Source organism: Acinetobacter seohaensis (assembly GCF_056431365.1).
Genome location: NZ_JBWKMK010000029.1, coordinates 1 through 17,839, shown reverse-complemented (window position 1 = coordinate 17,839; position 17,839 = coordinate 1). Strand labels below are relative to the sequence as shown.

Sequence of the window (17,839 nt, the reverse complement as noted above, 5' to 3'; positions counted from 1 at the left end):
AAATGTCTTTTTATTCTCCAGTTACATCCCGAATTAATGGCACAACACAAGAATTTCGGGCTTATAACGAAACATCTATTTCAGTGAAATACCGAGATAGCTCAGGCGTAAACCAAAGTAGCACCATTGCTGTGGCTGATAAGTTGCGGCTCGACCTGTCATCGGGTTATGACGAACAGATTCTGACAGGCTCAGCACGTTTTAGAGTGGGCGCTGATACTTTCTTAGATCGTGATGGGCAGCTTTATCGCAATGTAGACCCGTCAAATAATAGCGGTATTGCATCAGGTTCGATTCAGTACGGCACAGGGCAAGTTCAAATTGAGTCATGGACACCAAATGGTGACAACACAGTCCACTTGGACTCACTGACGACTACAACTGACTTGCCACCGATGAACCAAGTCAGCTTCAGAACACCTGTGATTCCAATACGCCCACAGTCTTTGACTGTGGTTGTGGCATCGTTAGAGCATGGTCAATTGACACTGACCACTGACGAAAACGGTGTGATTGAAACAAGCCTTGCACACGGCAAGATCAATCACATTACAGGTTTTGTGGATATTTACTTCTACGATAAAACCGAAATTACAGAAGCCAATCGCGCTGAGATTATTGCCAAAGATTGGTATGACGCCCGCATGGAATACGAGGAAGCAGGCAAAACCTACATTAACGTGCCAGTTTGGATTGATGGTTCATCGGTGCGTTATAACGCAATTGCCTATACCTACATCCCGCTTGATTCTGAAATTCTAGGTTTGTCTGCAACACGTCTGCCGCTAGATGGTCGTGTACCTATTTTCCGAGTTGGTGATATTGGCATTGTTAGCTCAAGCAAAACACAGGAATTGCTAAGCCATATTGCAGGGCAAACCTATGATTTAAACGACCAGCGTATTTCGTGGTGTGAGCTAGAAGATAGCCAAGGTACCAAAGTGCCGTTTGATATGTATGTGGTCGATTATGACTATGGCAAAGTGACGCTAAACGGTGATTTTTCTCTGAATACTTTGGTTGCGCCAATTGTGGCCAAGTATCGTTATCAGGACATGGGTTTAATTCGTGATGTGCAGATCAGCGGGCAGCTGACCTTTACCAAGCCTTTGACTCATAACTACGATGCAGCAGATACGATTGTGGGTTCAGCCTTGGTGATTGGTGATATGCAATCGCGCTACACACGTAAATTTGTGCAGCAAACATGGAATAACGCATGGGCAGATGAGGCAACTGGCGCGGGCATTTCAGCCAACTACAACGATGCATTGTATCCAATTACTGTTACCAATAAGGGCGCAATTCAGGAGCGCTGGGCTTTGATTTTTACGGATAACACGAATTTCCGTTGTGTTGGTGAATATTCGGGGCAAATTGGCACAGGTAGCGTAAATGCTGACTTTGCTCCAATTAACCCTGTGACTGGCTTGCCATATTTCACAGTGAAGAAAGAAGGTTGGGGCGCAGGTTGGGCAAGCGGTAATGTTTTGCGCTTCAATACTGTGGCTGCAAATTTTCCAGTCTGGGTGATTCGTACAGTGAAGCAATCTGAACCAACTGTTATGTCAGATCAATTCCAGATCATGCTGCGTGGTGACATTGACCGCGTTGTTTAAAAGTTAAATCAAATATGACCGCTTATGCGGTCTTTTTTATGGGAAATCGAGATGGTCGCAAGTACAAATATTAAGTTTTATGTGCATACCAACAATAATGCGCCGCAACTGCAAAATGCCTACGGCTCAATGATTAATGTGTTGGATGCATGTTTGATTGATGGCATCCAGATTGGAGCTGTAAATTCACTTACAGCTGTAGGGAGTACGGTAACAGCAACATTCGGTGCTGCACATAATTTAATGCAGTACCAAGTGATTAAAATTACGGGTGCTAACCAGCCAGAATTTAATGGTGAGCATCGTATTTTAACGATTCCAGACTCAAGTTCGCTCACATTTGAGTTAGCTGCAGCACCGAGCGTATCCACTGCAACAGGTACAATTAGTGCGTCATTACCCCCACTAGGTTGGGAGAAACCGTTCTCAAGCAGTAATCCGAATGGCGGCGGTAAGGCAGCATACCGCTCTTTAAATCTACTTCTGCCAAGCCGTCCATTTTTGCGTGTAGTGGATGAATTAGACCCTGCATACACAGCAACTTATGCCAAATATGCAAAGGTCGGTATTGTAGAAGATATGACTGATATTGATACGATGCTTGGCGTGCAAACTCCATTTGATGCAGTAAATCCTGATAAAAACTGGGTGGCAACAGGGAGTGGTACAACGGTAATCAATGGCTGGGCAAGGTGGTATTATGCGAGAAATACGACAGCAAATGCGGCTAATGCGGGTGATAGCACTCCCCCATCAGCTGGCAGCCGACCTTTCATTCTTATAGGCACTAAAGATGTATTTTATATTTTGTGCGGGATGACAACATCGGATAACAGTAAGCTCGTGTATGGGTTTGGAGCGTTTGAGAGCTTGATTCCAGCAGATATCAGTAATACATTTTTATCATCAACATTGATGAATATTGCGGCAAATGTATCCATGAGTCGCGCATCGAATACACCTCTCGCAAACTCAATTGCAAGTCTTGCGCTACAGAGAAATCACCTTCAGCAAATGATTCCAGTATTTTCAGCAAAAGCAATATCAATCAAGCTAGGCACAAATTCAGTTGATTACTCTGGTGAAGGTGATTGGATTGATACACCGTCAAATGCCAACCAAATTCCTTGCGCTGATGTGTTTGTCACTGATGGTAGCTTGAGGGGGAAGTTGCCCTTAATGAAATGGCTATTTCAGAAACGCCCGTACACTAATTACAATTTTATTGATTATGGTGAGCAGTCTTATATTGCTCTTGATGTGGCATCAGGCTCATCAGCAAGCATAGGTCAAATTTTAATAAGGGTGATTTAATGCTGACGAATATTGAGTTATTTTCAATGCAACCTGTAGATGTAAATCCTGTTGTTTATCAAAAAGGATTGAGCATAAAAGGCCAAATTAAAGAAGTTGGTAATAATATTCCATGCCGTGTTAGGTTGTTTAATAAATTGACAGGTCGGATTGTTAGAGATATTACAACTGATCAGAATGGTAACTATGAATTTGATCATTTGCTACATTCAATTTTTTTTGTTGTTGCACATCATCCAGCCTCTCAATTCAACGCAGTCATTCAAGATAACGTGGTGCCAAAATGAGTAAAACATCAGTCAATGCTCGGCTTGCCATGATTCAAGCCTTTTCAGAATTTATGGATAGCGGTAGCCAAAGTGCTACCGTTATTTTTTATGAAGGTGTGCAGCCTGCAAATACTGCCGTTGCAGCGGATTCCAATAATGCTTTGGTGACGTTGGTATTTCCTGAACCATGCATTAAAGAAACTACAGCCACCTATGTTGAATTTCATCCGACTGATACAGGCTCCGTTATTAAGACTGGCACAGCTACATGGGCGCGTATTTTTAATGGTGCAGGCGAGGTAGCAGCGGATTTAACCGTGGGTACTGATATATCGCTGGCAAATACCAATTTGGCTTTGGGCGGCACACTGTTTATCCAGTCCATCAAACTTAGACCGTAACTGAAAAGAGTGCTCATGTGGATTTTAAAAATAAGCTCGGCACCGTTGATGCGCATAATCTAAACCTAAACTTTAAGCCTGAAAATACCGACAGCCACAACATCATTCTCAATTTTGAGCATCTAGCCGACGGCTCGACTAATCTCAACTTTGGGGATGATGTATCCGCAGCTATTGACACGGTTTTAGAGACTGATTTTAGTTTTGAAGTCACTGCAATTTATGCCGACAGTGGTGTCAATACTGCAGTCATAGACACGGTACTGGATACCGAATTCAGCTTTGATGTTGTCGCAGTCTTTAAAGACAATATTGATGTCATCGGGCAGATTGATACTGTTCTGGATACCAGTTTTAGCTTTGAGATCGAAGCCTCTTTTGCTGAAAACCTGTGCACCATTGATACGGTATTAGATACAGCCTTCCAATTTGAAATTGATGCGGTATTTGACATTAATCATATTGTCGGGGTGTCTTATGCGTTTGATGCCAGTTATCAAAAGGCTATCGCTGCATTAAGTGTCACAGCGATACCATGGGCAAAACCAATTTTAAGAGTCTCAAATGAGGCTCTTTTTTATGACCAGGGCTTAGTGCTGAGTCAGCAAGCTATGGCTGGTTTTGATCGTTCAAATTCACTCGCACAAGCCGTCAGAATTGAACATGAGAAAGCTACTGGCCTGCAGACTGATGCGTATTTAGTTTGGCAAACAGGTGACAAGCGATTCATTCATCAAAGCTACTTATTTGATGAAACGCTAAAGCTGCGTATCAATCGAGTCACAGATTGGCATGAGATGATTCGTAAGCGTCGCACGGTCACTTATGCGCATGAAGTTGCTCACGTCTTTGAAAAGCATTTCACATTTGAGTGGGATAAGGGTTTAGAGCTTGTCACGACTGATGATTTGGCTTGGGAAAAAGCCAAGGCGATTCATTATCGTAAGCATCCAATTCAGCCATGGCCACAACCTGAATTACCGCAATATGAAGGTACAGGCGATTTAAATTTCGTTTGTTTATGCCATGAAGTTGATGCGCATAACGTCATTTTAAACTTTGGGGTTGATGACTGTATTCCCGCAATTCCGAATAAAAATTGGTGGTATATCTTGAATAGTTTATCTGTGACACGGCTTGATAATGGTGCAGAAATTTTAGTGTATGACGGCAACTATCGTACTGACCGTAGTAGTTGGGCGTGGTCGTATAGCTTAACCGTGCCGCATACTGAAATTGCCAAGCTAGAGCCAATCAATGGACAGCCTGTAATTCTTAAAAGTGTGGTCAATGGGCATGAGCATCACATGCTGCTTGAGAACCGTACACGCTCACGTAAGTTCGGCAATATCACTTATGTGCTTACAGGTCGCAGTCAAACCGCTTTACTTGATGCGCCGTATGCGCCTTTACGTTCATTCCTGCAGGAAAACGAGCGCACATCGGTACAACTTGCACAGGCAGAGTTAGACCGTGTTTTTAGCGATACCGTGCTGAATTGGCAATTGATTGATGATCTAGGCTGGATCGTGGCCAACAACAGTTTAAGTTATTCCAACCTTGCGCCAATCGCTGCGATTAAGTTGATTGCAGAAAGTGGCGGTGGTTTTATTTATAGCGAAAAGGGTAGCAATACACTTTCAATTAAACCGCTTTATAAAAAGACATTTTGGGATGCGCTCACAGTTGATGATTATGACCGTTTAGTGCCTGATTCACTCGTTACAAGCCAGTCCACAGACTATGAGCTTTATCCCGATTACAACGGCATCACACTAACAAACGATAGAACAGGCAAGCAAGCGCAAGTTAAACGCACAGGCACAGCAGCAGACGTGCTATTGCCACCTGAAAACAATCCTTTATTTGATGTGGTCAGCATGGGCGCATTCGGTAAAGCCAAACTAGCCAAAGCAGGCATGGTGGAAACACACACATTGACTATGCCGATTTCTGCGGAAGTAGGTGAATGTGCACCTGGTGAAGTTCTTGCATTTAGTGCCGAGTGGTGGGGCATTGTTGAAAGTGTCAGCGTGTCATTCAGCCATGCAAAGGTGAACCAAACTGTCAAAGTGGAGCGTGTGAATCGTGAGTAATGCACTGCAGCGATTGATTGATTTAATGCCTAAGGCGCCTGAATTTGTGGGGCAAATCACGCATGAAAATCATCCGAATTATAAAGTTTTAGTTGTGGATGGGTCGGGATTGGTAATGTGTACCAGTACGACCCGCTATAGCGTTGGGTCAACGGTTTTTATTTCAGATGGGGAGATTAAACGCTTGGCGGCAAGCGGTGATGTAGTACAGATTGAAGTGTAAAAATTTAAATTGAAGCAAGCGTCCGAAAGGGCGTTTTTTTATGTCTGGAGAAAAGACAATGCAAGAAAACACGTTACCGTGGGTCATTAAATTAGTTCCAGCAGTTGTGGGGGCAATCCTTGCTCTTGTATTGAGTGGGGACATCGATAAAGAAGGGAAAATCCAAGTCACGCTTGGAGTCATCGGCAAGTTCTTATTTAGTGTATCGGTCAGTTTGTATGGCGGTGCTGCATTCATTGAATACTACGAATTAAACAATTACTCACACATGGCACAAGGCTTTGTGATGTTGATTTTTGCTGTGTTTGGCTTACTGGCAATCGGCATTATTTACCAATCAATTGCGCTCATGCACGGGAAGTCGCTTGCAGAAGTAATCGCCGAGGTGAAAGCGGCATTTATTGCGATTGTAGGGGGTGGCAACAAGTGAAATTAATTAATGATTGGAAACAAGCATGGAAACTCAAGTCAGTACAAGTAGGCGCCTTATGGGCATTTTTTTACGTCTTGATGTACGCGGCTTTTGAATTGTTATGGCTATTTGGTTCTAACTTTCCACAAGTTTGGGCAGCAGTACCACAGGAAGTTAAAGAGCTATTACCGCATTCGTGGGTGTTATGGCTTGGCTTTTTAAACAATGTTTTAAGTGTTTTTTCACGCTTGAAATATCAGCCTGAATTGCACGGAGATAATGATGAGCAAAAAACTAACTGAAGCTCAGATTCAAGCACAGGCACTAGGACTCGGTATCGAAGTTGCGGCACTAAAAGCTGTGATTGAAGTTGAGTGCAAGGGCAGTGGGTTTAATGCCGACGGCACACCAGTCATTCTATTTGAGCGCCATGTATTTCGGCAGCGACTAATTGCAAATGGTAAAGCAGCAACAGCAGACAAGGCTATGCGAGAACGTCCTGATCTGTGCAATAAAACCATGGGCAACTATGGCTTATACTCTGCACAGCACGGACGTTTGAATGCAGCTGCTCAATATCATCGTGAGTCAGCTTTAGAGTCGGCAAGTTGGGGAATCGGGCAAGTGATGGGTTATCACTGGAAAGCTTTAGGCTATCCGACTCTGCAAAATTTCATCAATGCCATGTACCATGATGAAGCATCACAGCTTGATGCGATGTGCCGCTACATTGTGACGAACAAGCTGATTAATGCACTCAAAAATAAAGATTGGCGAGCATTTGCGCGTGGCTACAATGGCCCTGCGTACGCAAAGAATTCTTATGATGTGAAGCTTGGTAATGCGTATAAAAAAGCCCGCTAAGTGCGGGCTGTTCTCTAAAGGTATTAGCTATTTATCACTTCATATTTAGCATTTTCAAATTCACCTTTAATTGAAAGTGTAAACTCCAAACGCTTAAAAAATTTAAAATATTCTTGGATAGATATATTCTTCTGGTATTCGTTAACGCTTACTGCCTCGCCACTCTTTAACTTTTCCAATTGATTCATGTCGCTGAGCACATGAATCGTTACGGTAAAGTTCTCAATATCATTAGAACGTCCATGATAATTAGCAGTTGTTTTTATACCAATAATCACTTCATCTTTATCGATATCAAAATATTTTTTTAACGACGAGCGTAGCGTGGATGTGTCTGCATCATCAGCAGCCACACTACCCACATAATCTTTATATTGAGTGTTTGCATTAAAATTCTGAATCATTATTTATTACCTTTAAAATTAATATTTTTAAAAAACAAAGTTAAATCATTGTTGATGAATAAATGGAATACGGCACCCCCAAGCAAATGACATTTAGAGCTTAATCTCAAGCAGCTCATCCCACTTAAACGGATTTCTGCTTAGCTTATCACGGCTCATTGACCAGTTACGGTCAGGCAGAAAGCCGCTACCTGCAGCTATTTTCTTTTTGCCGAATTTCTTCTGAACTCCTTCCAAAGCCTGCATCAAACTTTCCTTTTTCTGCAATTCTTCCATGTCAGTGAGCAAGTCATAAATATGTGATGACTTCGGCTCAAGGCACGTCAAAACAACTCCGCATTTCTTAAATTTCATATCCTTTCTATATAGCATGTTTAGCATCCGCACAGCTCTATCAACAAGATCAAGCACGCAGTCAGTGGGCTGTGAAAATGTTGAGGTATGTGCGTTGCTGTAGAATGGCACATTTGTATCAAAGGGATTTGTTTGTACAAAAGCCGTGATGCATCCACACAACAGATTTTCTTTTCTTAAGCGTGAACATGCATCCTGGGCATACATCGAAATTGCTTCTCTTAAGTCATTTATGTCTGTGACTTTTGTGCCGAATGAGCGGCTGGCCACGATCTGTTTCTTACTCGGTGGGGTATGCTCAATTTCAATGCATGAAATGCCTTGCAGCTCTGCCACTGTTCTAGCCATAACAATCGAGAATAGTTTTTTAATTTTGCGCGGGTCAGTGCACGCAAGGTCATGTACTGTATTGATATTCATATCATTCAGTCTTTTTGCGTGTTTACGCCCAACGCCCCAAACTTCTGACACATCGATTGTGCCAAAAAGCTGCTCCTTATTTATTAGATCCATGCTCACCAAATCGCATACACCTTTGAACTGGGCATTTTTTTTGGCAATATGGTTTGCAATTTTGGCTTCGGTCTTTGTTCTGCCAATACCAACGCAGACAGGCAATCCCAGCCATTTCCAAATGCGCTCACGCATCTGCTGCGCGTAGTCACTTAGGTCAAACTTATTAGTGTATGCAGTCAACTCAAGAAAGCTTTCATCTATAGAATATATTTCTTGTTCACCAGGTCCCACAAATTCAGACAGTATCGAATGAAAGCGACGGGACATTTCAGCATATAAAGCATAGTTGCTAGACAATACTTGGACATTATTGTGGTGAATAATGTCTTTGATCTGAAATACAGGCACACCCATTTTGATGCCTAAGTCTTTGGCTTCTTGGCTACGAGCGACCGCACAGCCATCATTGTTTGATAAAACAATAACGGGCTGATTATTAAGTGATGGATTGAATACACGCTCACAGCTGACGTAACAGTTATTCACGTCAATGAGCGCAAATACACGATTTGCGTTTTTCATGATTTATTCTTCTTATTGTTTTAGACAGACAGGTTTTTTAAGTTCCAAGTCACAACCGCGACAACTTCAAACGTTTGCCCATCTTTCAGGTAAATGCTGTCATAGTCAGGGCTTTCTGCCTTGAGCCATGCCTCAGGCAAAGTGGCAGGGTCGTAGTCTTCACCAAAATGCTCAATCAACTCGGCTTTTGACATCTGGGCGGTAATCATCAAGCGCTTAATGGTCAGGTCTTTTTGGTCGATTAGTGCAACCACAATGCTGCGGTGTTTGGCTTCTTTACTACGGTCAACAATGACTACATCGCCATATTCAAGCCCAGCATTGACCATTGATGTCGTACGTATCGTATTTAAAAACGTAGCATTAGCATTTGAAATAAGGTGCTCGTTTAGGTCGATGCTTTTATCAATGTAGTCTTGGGCAGGGGATGGGAAACCTGCAGGAATGGATTCGGATGCAATTGGTATGCTTACGTGTGTACGTGGTGACACTTGCGTAAAACCATGACGATCAAGCAGCGTGATTTGTTCAAGTATTGCATTGATTGTAGGGCTAGGTTTACCCTCAGGACCCATAATTTGTTGAAGTGATGACCAAGCGTCATCCGAGAAATAAATCGGCAGTTTTTTTGACATTATGTGCTCCTACGCTACATGGCGTGTTTGAAGTTTGCACACATAGAATAGCTATAAATAGATCAGGCTTTCAAGTAGTGTTTGTCTGAATTATTTTGAACAAACGAAAGTTGGTTGATAAATTATTGAAAGCAATAATAATAAAATCGGAAAATTAAAATGAACCTAGGTCACTTGGTTTTAGCCATTCTTGCTTTGCTTATCGCTGGCACTTTACTCACACTTAAAGCAGAAGAGACCCGAAGAATAGACCCTGAGTGTGGGCATGAATACCGCACCGAGCTATGTAATGGGTATCTATATGCCAAGTACAATGACTTACCCTCAGCAGATAATTGCGACGATGAAAAAGACGACCCTGAAATAAATTTTAACGAAGAGTTCCACAAAGGCTGTCTAAGTTTTTTTGATAGCCTTTTGGTGGCTAGGTAGTTGGAATATTGTGCAAAGCACAGCATTCAAAGGGGTTTTCGAGTAAAAAAACGTAGTGTTAAGGTTGACCATAATGTGGTCTGTGAAACAATTATGTTCCACAGTATTGCATATTTGCGGTATATGTTATTAAATACAGCGACAGGCAGTATGACGAACAACAAGTTCCAATCTGTCTTTTTTTGACTATAAAATATTGATTTTGGAAATATTATGCACACCTTCACTGAATTCCGACAATGTTAAGCCTTAGATTTTTCGATCTGGGTTTTGTTGATTTGAGTGTTAATTTGGGAGGTGAATATGAATAATAAATATACTGCGATGGATGTTGCTAACTATATTGTTTGGTATGCAAACCATGAACCGAATAATGTATCTATTTACTCACTGAGTCCATTAAAACTGCAAAAGATTTTATATTATATTGCTTCCGAGTATTTTAAAAAATCTGGAAAGCGATTATTTAGTGAAGATTTTCAAAAATGGCAGTATGGACCAGTGGTTAAAGATGTTTATCACGAGTTCAAATCTTCAGGTTTCCATCATATTGCCAAACCAAAAGCAATCTTAGAAATGGGTGAAATGGGTTTTTCTCGTAAGGATTTTGATGCTCGTATATTAAATGAGGACACCGAGTTTAAGTCTGTCGCAGAGCCTGTTATAAAGCATTATTTACCTTGGAAAGCTTTTGACCTTGTCGAGCGCACACATGACGAGGAGGCATGGAAGGCCTTTGAGTCAGAAATCATGAAAGGCATTGAACTTACTTATTCAGATCCTGAATTAATGTCCGCAAAGACGATTAATGATAAATGAGTACAAATCACGTGCTGAATGCCTTTGTAGAAAGGCATTTAAGACCAGATGAATTTAATAGGAAAGCAGTTGTTGAAGAAACTGCTGCAATGTTTAGTTTGTTAGTAGATGTTTATGTAACAAAGGCTGCTGACGAAACATTTTATAACCTACCTTATAAAGATATTTCAGTCTTAGTTTTTAACGATCAATTAAGTGAAATTAAATCAGATACATTTAATGGGTTTATAACAACTGTAACTGAAGAAATTAAGAATACGTTTGGTTTATATAATTTAAGCACCAAACTAGAACATGCAATTGCTTGTTATGAAAAATTTGCTTTACACATTGAGCTCGCCTTAATTCAAAAGAATTTTATGCTCAGCTCCGCAAAAGAGGCAAAAAGAGTAGCAGATATTGCTCAAAAACAGGCTGAGTTTGCGAGAAAACAAGCTAAAAAAGCAAAAGATATGTCTAGTGGGATGGTTACAAATTTTGTGACTATTCTGGGTATATTTGCTTCAATTATTTTTACGCTCTTTGGTGGAGTGAACCTAATTGGCTCCACTGTAAAACTATTAGAAGTAAATTCTAGGTGGCCGTATTTAACCTTTATTATTTCACTGTTGATGATCTGTTTACTGACATTATTGAATATGTTGGTTAAATGGATTAACTCAATGAGTAACTTAAAAATGGCATTAGAGACCCAGAATAAAAATGATGGTGTACAAAACACTGATAAGTGTCGTTTGTACAATCCTTTATCATGGGATTTTTATAGCAAGTCGGTTTCTTCATTCCTGGTAATTTTAATAATAAGTTTGGTTGGTATGTACAACGTAAATAAGGAGAATTTATTTACCGTTACTAATGAAACTACCACTAAAATAGTTGCTGCCACGCCACCAAGTGTAGAGCCTAATAATAAAAAACCGTCAGAAACTGTTGAGACAACAGAAGTTAAAAAACTAACTGTAACCAATAAGATTAAAGAGGATGCAAGGGAAGAAAATAAAGAGGAAAAAACGGAGAATTGATAGTAGGCAGAGTAACACTTGAAGTGCGACATAAACCACCTAAGAACCCCATCAATCCATCACCCCACTTAATGCAACGTGCCTTTCATCAAATTTAATCATAAAATTAAGAACATCTGTGTCTTATGCTGCGGTCTACAAAAAATTAGGAAAAATATTTTTTTAAAGTTTGTAGACTGATTTGTAGACAGTTGAACTGCAATCAAGGACAAACTTATGCAATGCTATGCAACCTTTGAATATTTTAAGTTATTGAAAATACAGGGATATGCAAGCTAATGCAACCTATTCCAATTCGACACAAACTAAGTGGATTCTACTTTTTTTACTATGCAATTGTTGGGACGTTTTTGCCTTTTTGGAGCCTGTACTTAGAAGATCAGGGCTTTAATTATCAGGAAATTGGTGTTTTATCTTCCATTGCCATTTTAACTCGATTTTTCGCGCCTTTTATTTGGGGATGGATTGCAGATAAATCAGGCAAACGGATGCTTTTGGTACGCATCGCAACTTGGATGGAAGCCAGCATTTGGTTACTGATTTTTATTGTTCCGAATAGCTTTCAGTCTGTTGCATTACTTATGCTGATTTTTAGCTTTTTTCAAAATGCAATTTTGGCACAATTTGAAGGCGTGACTTTGTTTTGGTTGGGCGAGAAACGTGCAGAACTCTATGGCAAAGTGCGTAAATGGGGTTCTATAGGTTTTATTGTCGGGGTTTTTGGCATAGGTGCTATTTTAGAAATTATACCAATCTCCATGTTACCGATGTTGCTACTCAGTATTTCTTTACTGGCATTTCTATGGTCATTCAGTATTCAAGAACCAAGCTCCGCACCCATTGCACAAAAACAACTTGAACCCTTATTGCCTATTTTAAAGCGCCCAGTAGTCTATTCATTTTTTATAATTGAATTGATTTTACTGTTTTCGCATGCACCATTTTATAGTTTTTATAGTAATTTTTTAAGTCAGGCAGGATTTAGCACAAGTCAGATCGGTTTATTGTGGTCTGTCGGGGTGGTTGCTGAAATCATTATGTTTGCCTATGCGAGTTTGTTTTTAAAGCGTTGGTCTTGGCGTTCACTGGTTGCCGTATGTTTAATTTTAACAGGCTTACGTTGGGTGATAGTTGGTTTATTTCCATCCATATTTTTTGCACATTTTTTTGCACAAAGCATCCATGCCTTTAGTTTTGGATTATTTCATATCATTGCCATGCGGGTGATTTTTCAAAACTTTTCTGCAGGGCAACAAGGTCGTGGGCAAGCACTTTACAGTACCATGTGGGGTTTAGGTGTTGCACTGGGGAGTATTTTGGCAGGGCATTATTGGGATATTGTTTCAGGCGAATGGATTTTTATTTTTGCAGGATTATCTACACTCGTTGGTCTGTGTTTTATTTGGGGATTGCCAAAGCAATTAGAATCGCAGTCAATGTCGAGTGATACCAAAGCCTAGATTGGTGATTTTGCAGTGATACCGTTCTTTTATCAAAAATAGAAGCAAGCAAAGTTGGATGGGTATAGTTTGCTTGCTTCTTACTAATTGATTGCTACATTAAATACGGATTTTAGCGTATTGATGCCACCACGGTTGAGCCGTTTCAAGTTGTGCAGCCAGTTGTAAAAGCACATCTTCACGTGCAAAAGGCGCAATAAACTGCGAACCCAATGGTAAGTTATCTTTATTCCAATACAATGGCACAGACATTGCAGGCAGCCCAGTAATATTGGCAAGTTGAGTAAATGGCACCCATTTTAGGTTTTCTTTGACAATGCGATCGACCAATTTACCTTGCGCTAACCAATGTGCTTTACCTGCATGTAATAGTGTTTTTAAAATTGGTTTTTGCCATGCAGGAGTTTTAACTTCGCCATTTTTCGGTGCAACTGAAGCTGTTGCAGGAATGAGGTATAAATCATAACGCTCAAAGAATTGATTCATTTGTGCGACATATACCCCCCAATTATTCAAATTGCGAATGTAATCTACTGACGTGGTTTTTGCGCCAAAGGCAGCCAAAGCCAAAGAGTCTAGCTCAAAATTATCGGAATGATTTGGCAGGCGAGTTTGAATTTCAGCAATTAAATAAGCAAATTGGCTAAACCATGTGGTAATGAAATCTTTGGCCAATTGCATGCCATCAATAGCAGGACGGTCTTCAACCACTTCATGCCCTAAAGATTCTAAAAGCTGTACGGTTTTTTGAATGGCATTGATGGCATCTTGTGAAACAGCTGTACCAATCGGAGATTGGGTCGAATATGCGATTCTTAATTTTTTTGGCGCTTGCTGAATTGCATCTAAATAACTGCGTTCAGGAGCTTCAATTTTGAAAAGTGAATGACCATCTGCGCCATGCGTTGCATCGAGCATTGCCGCACTGTCACGTACACTTTTACTTAAAATATGTTGCATCGCTGCACCATGCATGGCTTCACTGAGTTGTGGCCCCCACGGGGTGCGTCCACGACTTGGTTTTAAACCAAACAAACCACAGTAAGACGCAGGAATACGAATTGAACCACCGCCATCACTTGCCCCTGCAATCGGCACAATACCTGCCGCAACTGCAGACGCAGAACCACCAGAAGAACCACCACTATTGTGTTTCAAATTCCATGGATTTTTACATGCACCCCAAGCATCTGGCTCGGTTATCCCTTTAATCCCAAATTCAGGCGTGTTGGTACGTCCAAAGGTAACGATTCCGCTATTTTCCCAACGATTTACAATTTCTGCATTTTGTTCTGCAAGATGATGCGCACGTTTTAAACCCTGACAACCAAATGAAGTCGGATAGCCTGCATATTGTTGAAATAAGTCTTTGACTAAAAAGGGCACACCTGCAAATGGGCCTGTTAATTTTGTTTGTGTGCGCTGCCGTGCATGTTCATGCATAGGAATAATAATGGCATTTAATTGTGGATTGGTTTGTTCAGCACGTTGTAACGCAATATCTAATAATTCTGAGGCCTGAACATCCTTTTTGGCAACGAGCTCTGCCAAGCCTAAAGCATCATATTGGAGGTATTCTGCAAGTTTCATTTCAATCCTGAAAATCTGTATTGTCAAATTGATGTTGTATGCTATTTTTGTTTAAGAAGCAAGAATGACCCGATTACGACCTTGCATTTTTGCCTGATATAGCGCCTGATCTGCCTGAATAATTAAATCTTGTAAAGGGAGATTGGTGGGTAAGTGTGTATGTGACACGCCCATGCTTACTGTAAAATGAATGGGTTCAAGGTTTTCTAAATTTAACGCTTGATGTTCAATACACATACGAATACGTTCTGCAATGCGTTGAGTTTTATTTAAGTTATTATTGTTCAGCAAAATAATGAACTCTTCACCACCAATGCGACAAAATAAATCGTGATCACGTAAATTGCTTTTAACGATGTTAGAGAGATGTTGCAAAGCACGGTCACCGACATAATGCCCATATTGATCATTCATTTTTTTAAAATCGTCGATATCTAACATAATTAAAGACAATGAATGATTGTTTTTATGCTTTAAAGCTTTTTCACTTAACTGAGTAAAACTACGGCGGTTCAGTGTTTCGGTTAAACTGTCATGATTTGCCAAATACAATACTTCTCTATACAACTGATTTCGGTTTTGGCTAATCACACATAAAATTAACGTGGCAAGACCTAAAATAATTAAACCCACACGAATAGAAATAATGGTGGTTAAATAACTCGAATTCACTTGATCTATAAACAAGCCTGTGACGCTGTGATACAGAGTTAAACAGACCAAGCTATTAATCAGTGCCAAATTGAAAAGTTGATAGCTGGCAGCTGCCCAAATTAACGCAGCCAATGGATATAATAGTGCGCCTGGCCCATAGAAAATATGGGTGCAGGCGATAGAGATCAGTAATGCAAAAAAGGGCAAGATATCCTGAATTTGAGTTTCTTTAGCATATTGATTATTTATAAGTTTTTTGAATTTAGACCAGCCTGGGGCAGCCAAAATTAAAGGTAAGACAATTACCGCATTTAAAATTTCACCAGACCACCAAGTAAAAAAATCAATCCAACGATTTTCTTTTAACATAAAGGTGTGCGGCAAATTTGGCAGCAGAAGAATGGCAAATAAAGCCCCAAAGAAACAGCCTAAAGTTACAGCAATAATATGTGGATATAGCTCTGACACATTATTATTGCTCGCTGGAAGTTTAGCGCGGGCAAAATTAAAGAAAAACAACCCACTAAAAACAGCTACAAAGTTGGAAAGCGTTAAACCTAGCGTCATCAGGAAAGTATTGTCTGTGACCAAATCGGCGCCCATATAGCCAAAAAAAGCACCCAAAATTCCACCAAAACTTTTTAAAGATGGAAAGCGAATGAGTAGCCCCAACAAGAGGGCGTTGCTTGGCCAAAAAAAAGAAAAGTAGCTAAGTGGGCGAGTAAAAATACCCAATAAACAAGAAAAAAATACCACAACGGCTAGCAGTCCAAAGGCAAATATTTGCTTTTGAGTCGAAGATATAGTTTGCGGTATGCTAAAGTTTTGCAAGTACTAAACTCACTTTTGCAATGGGTTGATAATTAAGAAAAAAACTTGAATGAGTGTGACGTTCACAACAGAAAGGCGATCATATCAAATAACCATTACCTACAAAGTCGATTAAATGTAAACTAAGTCACATTTTCGTTAAATAAAATTGTTGTCTTATGTTTATGCTTGCAGATTTGGATTAAAAATATGCTAAGTTGTCTAAACGGTTTATATCTTTAAATAAATGTATGAAAAAAATATATCTAACCACAGTTTTAAGCTTATGTTCTGTCTGCGCGATTGCGAATGAAAATACAACAATAGATTCAGCCAAGTTAACGCCAGTAGCAGCAGAAACGACCAATAAATTTCGTGTGGTGACCCGTCCAGAAATTGTGGGGCTGTGGGGCATGCAAATCCCAAATAATCGTAAATGTATTGAATATTACAACTTTAAAAGTAATAGCGATGTGGTGATTAAAAGCGGTCAAGAATGGTCTGCAGGTGTATATGATTATCAACCTTCACAAGACCCTGCAAATTCGTTACCAGCTTTAATTTTGCAAGTTAAATATGACAATAATGAAGTGGATTGTTCTGGATATCAGGAAGACCAAACAGGGGACATTTCACAATATTTTGTAAAATGGAAAAATGCGCACACCATTAATTTCTGTAGTAATGAAAAAGCAGAACAATGTTTTGCGACGTTGTACCGCGTCCTGCCTTAAACTTTTCATTATCTCGTCTATCAGAGTTCTTTCATAAATCCGCACCCCTCATCCTCTTGCGGCTATATAGCGCAAGAAAAGGGACTTTCACTATCAATTCGACTTATTGCTTATGATCATTTTCGATTTATGAAAGAAGTTTATCGTTATACTGATTAAACTCACTATGAATGAATAAAAAAACTCCTTCAAGTCACGAGGTCTTGAAGGAGGCTGATAAAAAAGCAAAAACTGTAAATTGAATATTCGTATCAGTTCTTTTAAGCTGAACAAAACTTAAATCTTTGTCCATATTTACTGATCACTTATTGCAAAATCATGCTGACATCTTTGCTACTGCTGCGTTGTTGCATTCCCACAGCAAAGTTTGCACTTGGATCAAATACTAAGACACCCGCATTACGATAAACTGGGTTAGCATCCATCATATATTCTTCGGCACTGTTTTGTGCATAGCCATAACCAAAAGCATTGCTTGAACCAATGTTGGTATATAAACCATATTGATATGTCGTGTCATTAAACATACTTTTGAATTTTTTAGGTTGCATATAAGTATATTTAGGACTTACGCACTATTATTTATAGATTCTCTGTGGTAGCAGATGATTTTTATCGAGAATAAAGTCATCAATGAAGTTTTTGATAACTGGTCTAAATAATTTCTTCTGCCAACGATATACATTTTC

19 protein-coding genes and 1 pseudogene are annotated in these 17,839 nt (G+C 40.0%); 13 read left to right on the top strand and 7 right to left on the bottom strand.

Translation table 11 applies throughout. The features are described from left to right. The first annotated feature begins 2 nt into the window (after window positions 1-2). Genes AC07E5_RS04455 through AC07E5_RS04415 form a run of 9 tightly spaced genes read left to right on the top strand, consistent with a single transcriptional unit; the run spans window position 3 to window position 7,198 of the window. Window positions 3-1,619, top strand: a complete 1,617-nt coding sequence (locus AC07E5_RS04455) for a hypothetical protein (RefSeq protein WP_498624717.1) — start codon at window positions 3-5, stop codon at window positions 1,617-1,619. Window positions 1,620-1,670: 51 nt separating this feature from the next. After that, window positions 1,671-2,933 (top strand): hypothetical protein, encoded by a 1,263-nt coding sequence (locus tag AC07E5_RS04450; protein WP_498624715.1) that lies wholly within the window; start codon window positions 1,671-1,673, stop codon window positions 2,931-2,933. Next, a complete protein-coding gene (locus AC07E5_RS04445) occupies window positions 2,933-3,220 on the top strand; it encodes a carboxypeptidase regulatory-like domain-containing protein (RefSeq protein ID WP_498624713.1) in 288 nt (95 codons plus the stop codon). The genes AC07E5_RS04450 and AC07E5_RS04445 overlap by 1 nt, the downstream gene beginning before the upstream one ends. Beyond that, window positions 3,217-3,603 carry a hypothetical protein gene (locus AC07E5_RS04440; RefSeq protein WP_498624711.1) on the top strand — a complete coding sequence of 129 codons (387 nt, stop codon included), beginning with the start codon at window positions 3,217-3,219 and terminating at the stop codon, window positions 3,601-3,603. Before AC07E5_RS04445 ends, AC07E5_RS04440 begins: the two co-directional genes overlap by 4 nt. 17 nt (window positions 3,604-3,620) lie before the next feature. Next, on the top strand, window positions 3,621-5,699 hold the full coding sequence (locus AC07E5_RS04435) for a hypothetical protein (RefSeq protein ID WP_498624710.1): 2,079 nt from the start codon (window positions 3,621-3,623) through the stop codon (window positions 5,697-5,699). After that, window positions 5,692-5,922 carry a hypothetical protein gene (locus tag AC07E5_RS04430; protein WP_180061119.1) on the top strand — a complete coding sequence of 77 codons (231 nt, stop codon included), beginning with the start codon at window positions 5,692-5,694 and terminating at the stop codon, window positions 5,920-5,922. Before AC07E5_RS04435 ends, AC07E5_RS04430 begins: the two co-directional genes overlap by 8 nt. Window positions 5,923-5,980: 58 nt before the next feature. After that, entirely contained in the window at window positions 5,981-6,352 is a 372-nt protein-coding gene (locus AC07E5_RS04425; protein ID WP_498624963.1) for a hypothetical protein, read from the top strand. Then, window positions 6,349-6,636 carry a DUF7940 domain-containing protein gene (locus AC07E5_RS04420; protein ID WP_498624708.1) on the top strand — a complete coding sequence of 96 codons (288 nt, stop codon included), beginning with the start codon at window positions 6,349-6,351 and terminating at the stop codon, window positions 6,634-6,636. The genes AC07E5_RS04425 and AC07E5_RS04420 overlap by 4 nt, the downstream gene beginning before the upstream one ends. After that, window positions 6,617-7,198, top strand: coding sequence for an N-acetylmuramidase family protein (locus AC07E5_RS04415; RefSeq protein WP_498624706.1), 582 nt, complete (start codon window positions 6,617-6,619; stop codon window positions 7,196-7,198). The genes AC07E5_RS04420 and AC07E5_RS04415 overlap by 20 nt, the downstream gene beginning before the upstream one ends. Window positions 7,199-7,221: 23 nt before the next feature. Here the strand turns inward: AC07E5_RS04415 and AC07E5_RS04410 are convergent, their stop codons facing one another. The 3 genes from AC07E5_RS04410 to AC07E5_RS04400 form a co-directional block, all read right to left on the bottom strand. Next, window positions 7,222-7,602: a hypothetical protein gene (locus AC07E5_RS04410; RefSeq protein WP_291341522.1), complete on the bottom strand. Its 381-nt coding sequence runs from the start codon at window positions 7,600-7,602 to the stop codon at window positions 7,222-7,224. A gap of 93 nt (window positions 7,603-7,695) precedes the next feature. Continuing rightward, complete coding sequence (locus AC07E5_RS04405; RefSeq protein WP_498624705.1) at window positions 7,696-8,994, bottom strand: Y-family DNA polymerase; 1,299 nt, start codon at window positions 8,992-8,994, stop codon at window positions 7,696-7,698. A gap of 20 nt (window positions 8,995-9,014) precedes the next feature. Continuing rightward, window positions 9,015-9,629, bottom strand: a complete 615-nt coding sequence (locus tag AC07E5_RS04400) for a LexA family protein (RefSeq protein ID WP_104851998.1) — start codon at window positions 9,627-9,629, stop codon at window positions 9,015-9,017. A gap of 735 nt (window positions 9,630-10,364) precedes the next feature. Between AC07E5_RS04400 and AC07E5_RS04395 the strand changes: the two genes are divergently transcribed. The 3 genes from AC07E5_RS04395 to AC07E5_RS04385 all read left to right on the top strand — a co-directional run bounded on the left by AC07E5_RS04395 (window position 10,365) and on the right by AC07E5_RS04385 (window position 13,362). Then, a complete protein-coding gene (locus tag AC07E5_RS04395; protein WP_498624704.1) occupies window positions 10,365-10,880 on the top strand; it encodes a Panacea domain-containing protein in 516 nt (171 codons plus the stop codon). Window positions 10,881-10,891: 11 nt separating this feature from the next. Continuing rightward, window positions 10,892-11,902, top strand: coding sequence for a hypothetical protein (locus AC07E5_RS04390; RefSeq protein ID WP_498624702.1), 1,011 nt, complete (start codon window positions 10,892-10,894; stop codon window positions 11,900-11,902). A gap of 278 nt (window positions 11,903-12,180) precedes the next feature. After that, window positions 12,181-13,362: an MFS transporter gene (locus tag AC07E5_RS04385; RefSeq protein WP_104851996.1), complete on the top strand. Its 1,182-nt coding sequence runs from the start codon at window positions 12,181-12,183 to the stop codon at window positions 13,360-13,362. Window positions 13,363-13,461: 99 nt separating this feature from the next. Here the strand turns inward: AC07E5_RS04385 and AC07E5_RS04380 are convergent, their stop codons facing one another. Both AC07E5_RS04380 and AC07E5_RS04375 read right to left on the bottom strand, forming a co-directional pair. Then, window positions 13,462-14,952 carry an amidase gene (locus AC07E5_RS04380; RefSeq protein ID WP_131261947.1) on the bottom strand — a complete coding sequence of 497 codons (1,491 nt, stop codon included), beginning with the start codon at window positions 14,950-14,952 and terminating at the stop codon, window positions 13,462-13,464. A 51-nt stretch (window positions 14,953-15,003) separates the two neighbouring features. After that, entirely contained in the window at window positions 15,004-16,437 is a 1,434-nt protein-coding gene (locus tag AC07E5_RS04375; protein WP_207973578.1) for a GGDEF domain-containing protein, read from the bottom strand. A 230-nt stretch (window positions 16,438-16,667) separates the two neighbouring features. On the opposite strand from AC07E5_RS04375, the gene AC07E5_RS04370 reads away from it, so the two are divergent. Next, entirely contained in the window at window positions 16,668-17,150 is a 483-nt protein-coding gene (locus tag AC07E5_RS04370) for a hypothetical protein (protein ID WP_004973490.1), read from the top strand. Between the two features lie 305 nt (window positions 17,151-17,455). Here AC07E5_RS04370 and AC07E5_RS04365 read toward each other — a convergent pair whose 3' ends face one another. Both AC07E5_RS04365 and AC07E5_RS04360 read right to left on the bottom strand, forming a co-directional pair. Next, entirely contained in the window at window positions 17,456-17,701 is a 246-nt protein-coding gene (locus AC07E5_RS04365) for a hypothetical protein (protein WP_498624700.1), read from the bottom strand. A 27-nt stretch (window positions 17,702-17,728) separates the two neighbouring features. Further along, window positions 17,729-17,839, bottom strand: a pseudogene (locus AC07E5_RS04360) (IS701 family transposase); the annotation flags it as partial.